The sequence below is a fragment of the Lentihominibacter hominis genome (assembly GCF_014385065.1).
In the GTDB taxonomy this organism is placed as follows: domain Bacteria; phylum Bacillota; class Clostridia; order Peptostreptococcales; family Anaerovoracaceae; genus Lentihominibacter; species Lentihominibacter hominis.
Genome location: NZ_JACRTA010000002.1, coordinates 472,683 through 486,518, shown reverse-complemented (window position 1 = coordinate 486,518; position 13,836 = coordinate 472,683). Strand labels below are relative to the sequence as shown.

The 13,836-nt window shown below is 45.5% G+C and carries 16 protein-coding genes; 5 read left to right on the top strand and 11 right to left on the bottom strand.

The genetic code is table 11. The features are described from left to right. The first annotated feature begins 84 nt into the window (after positions 1–84). The gene (locus H8692_RS07575; protein ID WP_177267991.1) at positions 85–624 is read left to right on the top strand and encodes a flavin reductase; all 540 of its coding nucleotides are present in this window, start codon (positions 85–87) and stop codon (positions 622–624) included. Here H8692_RS07575 and H8692_RS07570 read toward each other — a convergent pair. From H8692_RS07570 to H8692_RS07560, 3 genes are all read right to left on the bottom strand, one after another. After that, positions 611–775 (bottom strand): hypothetical protein, encoded by a 165-nt coding sequence (locus H8692_RS07570; RefSeq protein ID WP_177267994.1) that lies wholly within the window; start codon positions 773–775, stop codon positions 611–613. The genes H8692_RS07575 and H8692_RS07570 overlap by 14 nt on opposite strands. 101 nt (positions 776–876) lie before the next feature. Then, positions 877–1,317, bottom strand: a complete 441-nt coding sequence (locus H8692_RS07565; RefSeq protein ID WP_177268011.1) for a hypothetical protein — start codon at positions 1,315–1,317, stop codon at positions 877–879. Position 1,318: 1 nt separating this feature from the next. Beyond that, entirely contained in the window at positions 1,319–2,050 is a 732-nt protein-coding gene (locus H8692_RS07560) for a helix-turn-helix domain-containing protein (protein WP_187525361.1), read from the bottom strand. Between the two features lie 267 nt (positions 2,051–2,317). Here H8692_RS07560 and H8692_RS10880 point away from each other — a divergent pair, with 267 nt between their 5' ends. Beyond that, a complete protein-coding gene (locus H8692_RS10880; protein WP_283242300.1) occupies positions 2,318–2,521 on the top strand; it encodes a hypothetical protein in 204 nt (67 codons plus the stop codon). A gap of 29 nt (positions 2,522–2,550) precedes the next feature. Here the strand turns inward: H8692_RS10880 and H8692_RS07550 are convergent, their stop codons facing one another. From H8692_RS07550 to H8692_RS07525, 6 genes are all read right to left on the bottom strand, one after another. Next, a complete protein-coding gene (locus H8692_RS07550) occupies positions 2,551–4,209 on the bottom strand; it encodes a recombinase family protein (RefSeq protein WP_465250895.1) in 1,659 nt (552 codons plus the stop codon). Positions 4,210–4,327: 118 nt separating this feature from the next. After that, positions 4,328–4,855, bottom strand: a complete 528-nt coding sequence (locus H8692_RS10785) for a DUF6870 family protein (protein WP_242828773.1) — start codon at positions 4,853–4,855, stop codon at positions 4,328–4,330. A 207-nt stretch (positions 4,856–5,062) separates the two neighbouring features. Next, positions 5,063–5,305, bottom strand: coding sequence for a helix-turn-helix domain-containing protein (locus H8692_RS07540; RefSeq protein WP_002604473.1), 243 nt, complete (start codon positions 5,303–5,305; stop codon positions 5,063–5,065). Continuing rightward, a complete protein-coding gene (locus H8692_RS07535) occupies positions 5,289–5,726 on the bottom strand; it encodes a sigma-70 family RNA polymerase sigma factor (protein ID WP_003508282.1) in 438 nt (145 codons plus the stop codon). Before H8692_RS07535 ends, H8692_RS07540 begins: the two co-directional genes overlap by 17 nt. 473 nt (positions 5,727–6,199) lie before the next feature. Then, positions 6,200–7,183, bottom strand: a complete 984-nt coding sequence (gene rlmN / locus H8692_RS07530) for a 23S rRNA (adenine(2503)-C(2))-methyltransferase RlmN (protein WP_002584956.1) — start codon at positions 7,181–7,183, stop codon at positions 6,200–6,202. Between the two features lie 16 nt (positions 7,184–7,199). Next, the gene (locus H8692_RS07525) at positions 7,200–7,385 is read right to left on the bottom strand and encodes a cysteine-rich KTR domain-containing protein (RefSeq protein WP_003431289.1); all 186 of its coding nucleotides are present in this window, start codon (positions 7,383–7,385) and stop codon (positions 7,200–7,202) included. A gap of 398 nt (positions 7,386–7,783) precedes the next feature. Between H8692_RS07525 and H8692_RS07520 the strand changes: the two genes are divergently transcribed. From H8692_RS07520 to H8692_RS07510, 3 genes are all read left to right on the top strand, one after another. After that, complete coding sequence (locus H8692_RS07520) at positions 7,784–8,140, top strand: helix-turn-helix transcriptional regulator (RefSeq protein WP_002584957.1); 357 nt, start codon at positions 7,784–7,786, stop codon at positions 8,138–8,140. A 201-nt stretch (positions 8,141–8,341) separates the two neighbouring features. Beyond that, on the top strand, positions 8,342–8,671 hold the full coding sequence (locus H8692_RS07515) for a plasmid mobilization protein (protein ID WP_002584958.1): 330 nt from the start codon (positions 8,342–8,344) through the stop codon (positions 8,669–8,671). Beyond that, positions 8,632–9,966, top strand: a complete 1,335-nt coding sequence (locus tag H8692_RS07510; RefSeq protein ID WP_003508281.1) for a relaxase/mobilization nuclease domain-containing protein — start codon at positions 8,632–8,634, stop codon at positions 9,964–9,966. Before H8692_RS07515 ends, H8692_RS07510 begins: the two co-directional genes overlap by 40 nt. 199 nt (positions 9,967–10,165) lie before the next feature. Here the strand turns inward: H8692_RS07510 and H8692_RS07505 are convergent, their stop codons facing one another. After that, entirely contained in the window at positions 10,166–10,375 is a 210-nt protein-coding gene (locus H8692_RS07505) for a transposon-transfer assisting family protein (RefSeq protein WP_003508273.1), read from the bottom strand. A 4-nt stretch (positions 10,376–10,379) separates the two neighbouring features. Next, positions 10,380–13,775 (bottom strand): YodL domain-containing protein, encoded by a 3,396-nt coding sequence (locus tag H8692_RS07500; RefSeq protein WP_003508272.1) that lies wholly within the window; start codon positions 13,773–13,775, stop codon positions 10,380–10,382. Positions 13,776–13,836: the final 61 nt, after the last annotated feature.

Sequence of the window (13,836 nt, the reverse complement as noted above, 5' to 3'; positions counted from 1 at the left end):
AGGCTCTTTTCGGATCATATTCTTGTAATATATTCTTTCCGGTTATATAATTAGCCCATCAAATCAATAAGGAGGTAATTATCAATGAAAAAAGAAATAAATGCACTGGACTATGCATCCGAAATAACAAATCAGCTGAGCAAAGGTATATTACTTACAACAAAAGCCGACGGAAAAGTAAACTCTATGACTATAGGATGGGGCATGATCGGAATCGAATGGGGAAAGCCTGTATTTGTAGCACTTGTACGAACGGGACGTTTTACAAAAGAACAGCTGGATAAAAACCCTTTTTTTACACTGAACATACCATGGGGAAACACGGACAGAAAAGCTATAGGGTTATGCGGTACAATATCCGGACGAAATACAAATAAAATAAACGAAGCCGGTCTAACCATAGAAACTGCTGAGAATATCGACGTTCCTGCCATAAAAGAATATCCTCTTACTTTAGAATGCAAAATCATATACAAGCAAGCTCAAGATCCATCGGAGATCCCACCTGAAGATGCCGCCAGATTTTATCCTCAAAATGTAGATTCTTCAAACACAGGAGCTAATAAAGATTATCACATATTATATCATGCCGAAATCGTAAAATCATATATTATTCAAGAGTAAAAATTACCGGAAGCAGTGCCTGATCCATATCACTGCTTCCGGCTATATTTCTTGTTTCATACCACACAATACTCACATATGATACTGACACCGCCCGGTTTCCCACTTTTGCAGCTCTGTTTCCTCCATTTCCCTTAGATAATGACTTCATCAGCATAAATTCATTTGACTTCAAATTATAACGGTCAATGCCTCTCTCATCTATCTATGTTTTATATTATATATGCTGTTTTGCGGCATGTAAAGTTTATATCATTTATCAGTTAAAAAGTCATTCAGATAGCCGGCTGTATCCTCTGAGATTTTAAAATTCATCTCTGAGTCAGCTATTTTAACTGATATATACGGAAGATCCTTATAACACGAAAATGAAAAAAACTCATACAATCTTTCATCGGCTTCTGCCTGCAGTATTTTTTCTGTTTTTTCCTGCAAAAAAGTAAAGTTTCCGGATTCTTGAGCATTTTCAGGCAGCTGACTGAGTTCCCAATCTTCTATTCTTAAATTATTTACAAATTTTTTTATTTCACCACTGTCGGAAATGTTATCTGAAAAAACAGAGTCTGCTGACTTTATACTTATCTGCTGCTCCTTATCTGCACTGTATAAAGAAATGTTGTGCACATTTTCCCGTGAATTACATCCACAAAGACACAGAATACACAAAAAAAACAAAATCAAAAATTTTTTCATCTTAAAGTTCCTCCTGACCTTTTTCATTCATTATAAGCAGACGATAAGACTTGATGACTCCCCAGACAGATACACATAAGTATACTCCTGCTCCGGCTAATATCACTCCCGAAGCAAAAATAACATCATCTGAGATGTATTTATCAATTACCGACATAAGAGGAAAAACCAGAACCCCCGCAGCAATAAAGGCCATGCCTGTTAGGATCAACATCTGCATGAATTTATCCTTCCTATCAAATTCAACAAGCAACTTTTCTCTGACTTCCTGATCAAAATAAAGCGTTTTTTTATTCAACTCCCTATATCGATCGCCGGATATTTTTGCAGAAATAAAAAGCACTGCCCCTACTATAACAAATGTCATAAATATTATCATATTGCTTTCGAAAGAAATAAATGCTAAAGAAAAAGATGCAGTCAATATGCCCGCTGCTGCTCCTATCTTTCGGTATTTTAATTTTTGAAATGATAAAAAACCATTTACATCTTTCATACTTACATACATACCATTCTTTTCTTGCCACACGCTGCTATTATTTTCTCCCAACAGATAATCTATAGTCACATTAAAAAGTTTACTCATTTTTATCAATTTCTCTGTTTCAGGATATCCGCTATTTCTCTCCCACTTACTTACTGCCTGCCTAGACACACCTAATCGGTATGACAGCTCTTCCTGTGAAAGTCCTGATTGTTTTCTCAGGCTCTGAATTTTTTCTCCAAAAGTCATTCCATTATATCTCCTTTTTTCATTTGTATAATATAACAATATCATTTAAACAGATAAAATTCCAGCAAGATATGGTTGCAATTTCGACACTTCAAGTAGCAACATCTCTACAGCCGCATGCTCGCCTTATTACTTAACCTTGTAAAAAATTTCATACTTTAAATCAAAAATGCCGGCTCTTTTGGAAACCGGCATTTTTATAATATTCTTATTTATTACTGGGCTAAGAAACCTGCATCTCTAAGACTTTCAAGAAGTTCATTGACTTTGTTCACTACATCTGTGAGCGATGCACTGGATGACAAATCAGTAACAGCTGCTGCCGGTGCCGGCACTGCTCCCGTCGGTCCGGTCGGACCTGTTGGGCCTGTCGGACCTGTCGCCCCATCTGTTCCTGCCGCTCCGGCTGCACCTTCTGCTCCGGTTGGGCCTGTTGGACCTGTAGAGCCGTTTATTTATGCACAACATTAGATTTTCCTTTGTGTTAAGTAGGCAAGCCGTTAGATTGCCTTGTTCTCAATCACTCGGATAACGTTGTGGTTATTCTCGATGTAATCAATAATTCGCTGGTACTCGTCGGCAAAATTGAAGTCAACCGTTATTTCCCCGTTCTCATGCACCCAAACCGCTTTTACGAGTTCAACCATAATCCCGCGGTTAAGGCTCTGAATGTTTTTGTATTTCAGAAAGGCGGTTAGATACGGGTCGTCGGTTCCGATACCATCAGCCATTACCTGCATTTCCTCTTTCAGATAGGAGATGTTCGCTTCAAGCTGTTGTATCTGTTCTGCAATCTTGCCTTTCAAGCGGCGGTATTCCTCTTTGGTAATCTCACCGCTTTTCCAATCAAGGTACAAGCTATCGGAAGCGTCATTGTACTGTTTTAGCTGCTTCTCTGCCTGTTTCAAGGAATGGGATAATCTCTTGCTTTCCCGGTTGATAACAGGCGCGTTGTTAATCCGTTCAATTTCTTCTGCAAGCCGATCTACAAGGACAATTTGCATTTGCAACGCTGCCAATACCGCGTTTTCCAACTTGTCTTGCCGGATAGAATGTTTGCTGCAAATCTTCTTATCGGTGTAGCTGCGGCAAGAGTAGTAGGCAATATCGCGGGCGGTTTTGCGCCGCATGGCCTTTTTACAATCCGCGCAACGGACAAAGCCGGACATGAGATAGACTTCCTGTTTGCCGGGGGCTGTCCTTGTGTCACGCTTATGTAGGGCTTGCGCTTTCTCGAATGTTTCCCTGTCAATAATCGCTTCGTGTGTGTTGGGGACGACAAACCATTCTTCTTCGGGGACGTTAATCTGCTTGTGTACTTTGTAGCTTATTACGCGATTACGGCCTTGCACCATTACGCCCGTATAAACTTCATTTTGCAATATCCTTGCAATCGTGCTGGCAGACCACAAACCATCGTTTTTGTCGGAATTAGGGTTGTTATACTTAAAGCCTTTTTTCTTCTTATAGGCTTCGGGGTTCGGCTCTCCCATCTGGTTAAGCCGCTTTGCAATCCCCATTTTACTGTACCCCTCATTGACAAACCAATGATAAATGCTTTTGACAACCTCCGCTGCTTCTTCATCTACAATCAAGCTGTTTTTGTCGTTTGGGTCTTTCTTGTAGCCGTAAGGGGCAAACGCGCCTATGAACTCGCCGCGCTCCCGTTTCATCTTGAATGTTTTGCGGATTTCTTCGGAAGTGGTCGCGGCAAACTGCTCGTTGAACATTCCCCTAATAGGTACTTCAAGGCCGCTTGCAGAATGGGGGTTTGCGTAAGTGTCAATAAATGGCGTGCCTGTGCAAATAAACCTTGCGCCGTTAATGGGTATGAACTCCTCCAAAAACTTTTGCTGGTCGGCAAGGTTGCGGAAACCGCGTGCAAGGGATTTGATAATCATGCAGTTTACTTCTTTGCGGACAATGCAGCCCTCAAGCCGTTTGAAGTTTGGTCGCGCTGTGTCGGTGCCTGTCAATCCGTCGTCGGCAAACACGTCTACAATCACATAGGTTCCCGGCTCAAAATAGCTGTCTACAAAGTCGCGGAGTATCTTTTCTTGGTTAATAACACTCTCGCTTTCGTCCTCGTTGTCGTCCTCTCTGGATAGTCGAATGTATAGCCCAATTTTCCAAAACGGCTCTGCATAACTGCGTGCCATTTTGTCTTTGCGTATGCGGGGCATTATACCTCCTTTCCCCCTATAATTACGAGTTAATTATACCATTTTCGCCCCGTAATCACAAGGTCTTACCCATAGAGTTAGGGAAAGTCGGCGGTTATTTCAGACTTAAAAAGTAATCGCACAATGATTGCTTTAGCGTTCTATCCTCTGCGACAAACCGTATTCTTACGGGTGTATCACCACAAAGAAAACAGTATGGATTTACAATCTGCTCAAAGTAGCTTTGCATTTTCTTTGCTGCTGGCAAAGAACTGTCAACATGGATATTACGAATATCAACCAAAGTGCTGCGGTCAACCTGTGTAATATCAAGGTTTCTCATTTGTTGAAGTTGTAACTTGGTAATCATCTTCTTTCCCTCCCGGTTAGCGGCATAATACAGAATATGCGCTCCGGCTTGTACGATATGAGAAATAAGGCTGAAACGGGCGGTTGTTAGCTGCAACCTCACGGGAGTTTCACCCCGGCCCATGCTTATGGGTGCGGCGCACGATGCTTTGAGGGCGTCCAATGCGCGAGTATCATTGTAGCCGTTTGTATGTCGTCGCCCACAAGCTGCCACACTTGCTTTACGGCGCGGTAGTTTTCGCTCGGCTTTTCCCCGTAGGGGAAAAGCTGTCATGGCGTACCCGCCGACTGGCTCGGTACAGACGGAATGTACCCGTTTGCCTGTTATGCTGCGCACCAAAGGCCGCTTTCTTTGTCAAAGAACAATAGGCTTTGTCGGCCTGCAAAAGCACATCAACAGCGGATATGCTTTTGCGGAACGACAAATAGCCCATAACGGGAAGCGTGGAAAGGGGACACGCTCCCCGCATGGGCTAAAAGATTATCCTACATGAAAAGCAAGGGTGCGGGTAATAAGGCGCACTTGCAGCCTGTTACGCATTTCCTCGTCCACATAGGAATAGGTATTGCCCGCGTCGTCTTTCAGCGTGCGGGTACAAAGTTTCGCTATGTAACCCTCGTAGTGCTTCAAGATCGCGCACATGGCGGTTGTGTCGCCGTTTGCCGCTGCGGAAATGACAGGGAACGGCAACAGATTTTCAGACTTCCTAACGGTATTCATCATCTGCTTTTCCCTCCAAATACTGTTTGATTTTCGCAAGCGCGGATTTCCTGTGCCGGAAAACCGTCGTGCGTACAACATTCAGCAGTTCGCCAATTTCCGCGTCGCTCATATCCAAAAAGTAGGACAACAGGATAATGTCGCGTTTTCTTTCGGGCAAAGCGTTAAGGGCTTCGGCAAGCAGTTCATTTTTGACGAGTACATCAAAACCGGACACTTGAAAACGGAAATAATCGCTTTCGTATTCGTCCGTTGTGAAAAGCTGCGCGAGTTCGCTTTCGCTCAAATCCGAAAAAGTAACTTCGCGTGCTGCGCGTTTCGCAAGAGTGCGGCGGTAGCTTTTCGCTTCGCCGACCAAAGTTTTCTTTGCTAATGCGTCGTACTGATGTTGTATTCTTTCCTTGTCGGAAGAAGATAGCTCCATAGAGTTCACCTCCTTCCCGCGTGGAGTAGAGGACGGGAGTTAAGGGCTTGTCCTCTCTGCCCCTTTCGCTCCGTACCCGTTTGGGAGATGGCTCTTTAGTGCGCTTTTCAGAAAAAAGTTGAAAAAAACAAAATGCGCCCGTCCGCAAGACGCGGACGGGCGCAAAGGAAATGTAAGCAGTAACTAAATGTATTGACAGTTCACATTCATAGCCGGAATATCCCGCTTGCGGAGCATAGCTTTTTTTGACCGCAAAGCATTAGGCGGGTTACAGTAAATAAAAATGGACACGGCGATACCTCCCCGATACCGCCGTATCCTTAAAAAAGGGCGACTTTAATACACTACCCGCAATCCATTCTATAATAGGGAACAGCGGCTTTTGCGCAATATTAAATAAAAAAGCCGATAACACATAGGTTTTTTGACCTAATGCGTTATCGGCTCTGCGTCTATGCGTCTGGCACTTTTAATCATTTTTTTTTGAATTTATTATATGTGTTAGCTAACTGTCCACAAGCCGCGTTAATCTCTCTGCCATGAGAAACTCTCATAGTAACTTCAAGTCCTGCTTGCTCTAATTGATGTTTGAATGCAACTATTTCCCGTTTCTGTGGTGCTTTAATTCTTGAATTGCTTGTTGGGTTGTATTGTAACACGTTAATCATAACTTTTTTGCCCCGAAACCATTTTGCAAGTTGTCTTACATCTGAGGGCCGGTCATTTATACCCGGTAAAAGCAAATACGCAAAGACAATTTTGCGATTATGCCTTTCAGAATAGGATAAGGCTTGCTTAACAACATCTTCAATAGCATATATGCGCATGTGAGGAATAATACGATTTCTTGCAGATTGTGTTGCTGCGTGTAAAGATATTGTCAACTGAATTTTAAGATGTTCCTCGCGCAATTTTTTTAATTGATCGACCGGACCAACTGTTGATATGGTAATGCCGTCGGTTGGAAAGTTGAGCCCATATCTATCTCGGAGAATATGGATTGCTTTTATCAAGTTGTCATAATTGAATAAAGGCTCTCCCATACCCATAAAAACGATACGGTTTACTTTTCGACGCAACAATATAATCTGTTGTACGATTTCTGACGATGTTAGATTACGAACAAAGCCATTTCGCCCGGACTCACAAAAAATACAACCAACAGGACAACCGACTTGTGTGCTCACGCAAACAGTTCCACCATCTCGCCGCTTGATAAAAACCGTTTCAATGTATTTGTTGTCTTTCAGTTCGTAAACATACTTTTCAGTATCACTGCTTTTGCAAATATTTTTTACCAACATTGATAGATTTTTTTTGCGTGGTAATTGCTTATATAATTCTTCATATAAGGCTTTTGCTTCATTCTCGCCAATAACTTCCGACATTTCTTTGTAAGTAAATCCGTATGGATCATTCCGTACTTCCGCAGGCGTATATTTAGGTAAACGTTTCATTTTTATATCCTTTCTTCTAAATAATAAAAGTTTGTTTTTCTGTATTTTTGATTACAATCTCTAATTTTTCTACATCAATGATATGCGTCAATTTGCATTTAGGGCAGAAAAGAGGAAAATCTTTTAATACAGTATTATGAAATACTTGAACTCTCGTCTTTCCGTTACAAATCGGACATTTTATCCAATATTTTTTAAGCATTATATTTCACTCGTCCTTTTTACACAAAAAAATGCAGGTCAATCCTCAACATGAGCATTGACCTGCATTTATAATGCACAGAGCAGTACAACAAAACTAAGGCATAGCTTGCACTATGTCTATACTATATCTATACGTCGTTAGTTTTTTGTATAGCATCCGCAAAATAAGCATGACAAAAAAGCCCATGTTGAAAATGGGAAAATCCTTTTTTTCAATGCTTATCTAATACGCATGCTATGCAACATAAACGCCGCCTCCTTTTACATAAATTTTATTTTATCAGAAAATCAGTCTACTGTCAATACACAACAGGAAGTATTTAACCTAATGATATGAATTGTGTGGACATATCCAAAAAGAAAGGTGAACTGTAAAATGTAACAGGGTGAATGAAAATGGCAAAAAGACCCGTACCATTGTACGACTTTAAGGCTTTCGGGGCAGCTATAAAAGCCGCGAGAAATGAATACGGCGAGAGCCGCAAAAAGGTAAGCGACGAGTTATATATTTCCCCGCGCTACCTTGCGAATATCGAGAACAAGGGACAACAGCCGAGTTTACAGGTATTCTATGACCTTGTAACCCGGTATCATATTTCGGTAGATCAATTTTTCTTCCCGAACAGCAATGCGGAGAAATCCACCGGGCGGCGGCAGCTTGACGCGCTGCTGGACGGTATGAGCGATAAAGGCATACGGATTGTAACCGCAACAGCAAGGGAGATAACGGAAGTCGAAAAAGCAGAGGATTAACCTCACAATATGAGAAATCGGGAGATTGCAGCGCATGGCGGCTGCAATCTTTTTTTGCGTCCAAAATCAAAGGAACGCGCAACAAATACCGCCTTTCGGTGGGGGTATGGAGTAGATAGCAAGCACAGCAAACGAGTACCCGTTTGCGGAAAATGCTTGTTGGGATAATCCCAAACCCTTATACCGAAAGGCGGTGCGGAAATGGAAAACCGAAAGAGAAATATACAGATGAAGTTTTACGTTACGGAAGAAGAAAAGCGGCTGATCGACGAGAAGATGAAGCAGCTTCCCATAAAGCAGTATGGGGCATACTTCCGTAAAATGGCGATAGACGGGTATATTCTTGTCGTTGACCGAAGCGACACAAAAGCATATATCCGGGAACTGCAAGCGGTGAGCCGGAACATCAACCAAATTGCAAAACGCGCCAATGCGACGGGGACGGTTTACAGGCAGGATATAGAGGACATTAAAAAGGCGGTGGACGAGATATGGCGGTTACAAAGACGCACCCTATTAAATCAACCTTAAAGGCTGCGATAGACTATATCTTAAATCCCGAAAAGACAGACGGGAAGCTGCTTGCGTCCTCTTTCGGCTGCGGGCTGGAAACCGCCGATATTGAGTTTGCATGGACGCGGGAAGCTGCCGGAGATCGCGGCACACATTTAGGGCGGCACTTGATACAATCCTTTGCGGTGGGAGAAACCACACCGGAAGAAGCGCACAAAATCGGCATGGAACTTGCCGGGGCGGTATTAGGCGGCAAGTATGAGTTTGTTTTGACAACTCACGTCGATAAAGACCATCTGCATAATCACTTGATTTTCAACGCGGTTAGCTTCGTTGACTACAAAAAGTACCATTCCAACAAGCAAAGCTATCACTTTATCCGGCGCACCAGCGACAGGATATGTAAAGAGCATGGGCTATCCGTCGTCGTACCGGGACAGGACAAGGGAAAAAGCTATGCAGAATACACCGCCGAAAAGCAAGGGACAAGCTACAAAGCAAAGCTGAAAACGGCGATAGATACTCTCATTCCCCAAGTGAAAGATTTTGACGAACTGCTGCGCCGCTTGCAGGAAATGGGGTATGAAATCAAACAGGGCAAATACATTTCCTTTCGCGCTGCCGGACAGGAACGGTTTACCCGCACAAAGACGCTCGGCGCGGCCTATACGGAAGAAGCGATAAAGGAGCGTATCAAGGGCGTGTATGTTGCCAAAACAAAAACGCTGCGGGAAGATAAGAAAATCCGGCTTGTCGTCGATCTTGAAAACAGTATCAAAGCCCAACAGTCGGCGGGCTATGAACGGTGGGCAAAAATCCATAATCTGAAACAGGCTGCTAAAAGCATGAACTTCCTAACCGAAAACAAGATTGAGTATTATAGCGAACTTGAAAGCAAGATAGCCGATATTATGACCGCTCATGACGCGGCGGCAAAGGCGGTTAAGGAAGTGGAACAGCGTATGTCTGATTTGTCGCTGCTTATCAAGCACACCACCACATACCGACAGTTAAAACCGATTTATGAAGAATACAGGAAGTCGCGGGACAAGGAAAAGTATCTGCGGGGGCATGAAAGCGAAATTATCCTGTTTGAAGCTGCGGCAAGGGCATTAAAGGAAATGCAGATAAAGAAGCTACCCGATCTCGCTGCGCTGCGCAAGGAGTATAGCAGCTTAAACGACAGGAAAAGCAAATTGTATGAGGATTACCGCCAAACGAAAAAGCAAATGCAGGAATACGGCATTGTCAAAAAGAACGTCGATAGTATTCTTTACCCGTCCCAAAGCAAGGCGCGGGAGCAGGAGCGATAAAGCGCAAAACATGGGGTAGCAAGTGGAACGTTAAGGGCTGAAAACGCCTGTGTTTCTGCGGCTTCCAGCGTGCGGAAACGGCATAGACGATACTTTATATTCAAACCCGCAAAAACGGCTTTCTAATTGTCCACGCAAGGGAAAAAAGAACAGGGGCGCGGTGCCGGAAGTCGGCAACCGCGCCCCTGTTTTCTATGGGCTATTCTTCGTCGGTCAAGATAAACTCCCTTTCGGAAAACTCGCTGTCCGTCATGGCTTGCAGCTTGTTCACCGCTGCGGCGGCAAGCTGGCGTATATCCTCGTCCATGTAGGGCATGGCGGCAAGGATATTTTCAAGCGTCGTTTCCCGGCTGTCCTCGGCGTAGATCGCAACAATGTTTTCTTCCTCAACGGTAAAGCGGATATTCATGCTATCAAACCTCCAAATCCTTTTTATGCTCTTTCTGCTTATCTTTCGGCTGCTGCGCCGCCTGTTTCTTGTACTCGTCCAGCTTCTTCAAAATGGACGGTTTTTTCTGCGGCTGTTCCCGTTTCTCGGCTTTTACCGCTTTTGCAAGGTCGGTAACGGAAATCGCTTCCCCCGCCTTTGCCCGCTGCTCCAAGTCTGCGACGGTGGGCGTTTGCGGTGTGTTATTGATAAGCCCGTCAAAATTGTTGTCGTTTTGCTCTATGGTGTCCTCGACGTGCTTTAAGGGATTATCCCGCTGTGGCTGCTCGGCGGCTATGGCAAACGCCTGTGTGCCATTTCCCATAATAAGATACTTCCCGTCCTCCGACGCATGATGAAAACCAAAGCCCGCTGCTTCGATCTGTTCGCGGCTCATGTCGGTAATATGAAAATTGCCCCTCGGCGTTCTGACGGTTTCGCCCGTCATAAGGCTTTCGGGGGTCGCTTCCGGCTGCTGCTTTTCAAGCTGCCCGTCCTTGTAGGAATACCCTTGCGCCGCGATTGCTTCAAGGGTCTTGCCCGTAACGTCGCCATAAATCCGCTTGTCCGCGTCTACAAGCAGTTGCAGCGTATCTTTTACGGTATCGGATAGGGCTTGCTGCTGTTCGGGAGATAGCTTATCAAATACGGGGGTCTGCTGCGCTTGCTCCTGTAAAAACTCCGGCACTTGCTGAAAACCTATGCTGTCTACATAATGGGCGGTGTTCTCGCCGTTCTGATGAAGCACAACAATGTCGGAAACGGAAAGGCTATGCCCCTTAAAGTCGGCGGGGTGGTCGATATTAAACTTTTCCCAAATGCCGCCAAGCGTCATATCCTTTGTAAGCGGCGCGGTATAGACGAGTTCATAATTTGCCCGGTCAACGGTATGCCCCGTTGCTTGCAGACGGTCGAACGGCTCAAAGCGCAAATCCATAGTTTCCTCTCTGCGGGCTAACTGATAAATCCCGTAGCTGTCCTCCTTGCCGTTGAGAAGCAAGGTTTCTTTTGTTTTCGCTTCCTGCTCCTGCTCGGCTTGCCGCTGCTGCTGCAATTCGGTAAAATGCCCCTCAATCTCGGTAATGAGTTCCTTTGCGGTCGCCTGTATCGTTTCAAGGGACGCTTTTAATTCGGTCATTTCCTTGCCGCTGCTCCAACCCGCCACATACCCGAAAGAGTAATCCGACGTATCAAGCCCGAAATGCTGACACACCGTATAGGCGACGCTTTCAGCCTGTACCTCGCGGCTGCGGCGGTCAACGCGGTTTTGTTCCTCCAGCGGGGCGTTTAAGTCCACGTCATGCAGCTTCGCATGGGCGATTTCGTGAATGGCGGTCTTAACCGCTTGCAGCTCACTCACACCCTCTTTGATAGCAATTCGCTTATCGGTCAAACTGAAATATCCGTTTGCGCCGTTTGTGATCTGCTCAAAAGCAATCGGAACGGGGGACGCTTTTTCAAGGGCGGCAAAAAAGTCCTCGTACTGTTCCACATCGGCAAGCAGCGGCTTAACCGAAAGATCGGGGAACTCCTTGCCCTCGGTCTGCGAAATGTCAAAGACGGTTACAACCTTAAAGGCGGGAACGGTAACTTCCTTTTCTTCCTTAACCGTCTTTCCCTCGCTGTCAAGTATGGGCTTTCTTGTGTCGGGGTCGATTTTATCCACCAGTTTTTTTACCTTGTAGGGTGCGGGGGCAAAGATTTTAATACCTTTCTCGCCGCTTTTCACATGGCGGTCAAACTCTTTCTGCCATTGTGAATAGCCCTTTACCAAATTGCCGCCCTGCATGGCAATTAGGATAGTGTTATTCAAGCTATAATCGTGAAACTTTGACATAGCCGTTAAAAACTCTTTGTAGCGGTCGCTGTCAAAAATCGCTTGTATGCCCTGTTCCAGACGGGCGGTGATCTCCTTTACCTTGTCGCCGGGTTTTTCAGAAGAAAGGATAATCGGCACGACGGGGCGGGGCTGCGGCGGCTCGGCGGGCGGCGTTTCTGTCTGCTGCGCTTCGGCTGCGTCCATAAAGACTTTATCCTGTTCGCCGCGCTCTTGCTGCGGGTAACTCATAATGCGGTATTCCTCCGGCACTTCGCGCCCCTCAAACTGACGCTCCCACTCGTCGCCGCTTTCGACGATATAGCCGTATTCGGTAAACGCGCCCTTTTCCTGCTCGGCGGCGTTCCTGCCAAACGCGGTAAGGTCAATCCCGCCTTTCCATTCTTCGGGCATTTGTACCATGCCGGATTGATTTAAGTAGTAGTCGCCCAAATCGCGGTAGGTATTTACTTCGGGAATATGGACGTAGAAATCCACGTTGTAGGTGAAGTCGATTACCTGTCCGATGTTCTCAAAGCCGTTTTTCTGCTGCAAGGCTGCGTTCAGCTTGCCGATCTCGGCGGGGTCCAGCTGCTCAATCCGCGCCGCAAGAAAATTGAGTTCGTCCACGCTGGCGGCGCATACCATGTCATAAGGCAAGGCAATATGTTTTTCCGGGTCGTCGGAAAAGCCGCGAATGGAAAAATCCTGCGGGTTGTCGGCGGTAATGCCGACGCTCTGCATAGCTTCGTGAAGCTGCTCCTTTGTGGCGGGCATATCCAGCCAATAACCGTCGGGGTCGCCCGCTTCAAAACGGCTGCGGTTGCCAATCATAATAGAAAACTGTTCGCTCATGTGTTCACGCTCCTTTTGCTGCCCGGTAGTTTCGGGGATAGTTGCCGCCTGTGGCTGCTGCGGGGGTTCCTCGCCCTCAATGGTGTAGCCCGGTAAGAGCATACCGTTTACTTTGAAATGCTCGGCGTACTCCTGCGGGATAGGCGGGGAGATTTCCGTAAACAGACGGTCATATGCTTTGATACGTCCATTCAGATACTTTTCCATAGCCGCCTTGTCGGAAAAAACCTTTCTGTCCTGTCCGGCAATCTTCGCTTGCCCGTTCCTGTTCGGGCTGTTGGTATAAACGCCCCATGTGAGAGAATAAGAGTAAGGGACGCTTTGCTGCTTCTCCCTGTCGTAACGGGTGTTCTCGTAAATGTGGTAGTTCATCTGATATACCCGGTTGCTGCGGGTATATCGGTCATATTCGCCTTTCTGCCACTCGTTAGAAGTGTGCTGCACAACGGTTGTCCTTGTGTATTCAATCGCTTTGTCAAGCAAAAGCGTTTTTCCCGCCTGTTCCTCCCAAGCGGCGGCGCGTCTTGCAAGGTCGTTAAAAATCGCCTGTTCCGCTGCCGCGCTTTCCTCGCGCATGGCGTGTAGCTGCTCCGGCGGCAAAGAAACATAGGGGGCAATCTCCCCGTCCTTTGCTTCAAAATATATCCGGCGTTCTATCCGCATGGTTTCGGCGGTTTCCAATTTGTCATGGTCGTATGAAGAATACGGCATATTGTTTCATCACGTCCTTTCTCGATTTTTAAGGGTTTGGGACTATCCCAACAAGCAAAAT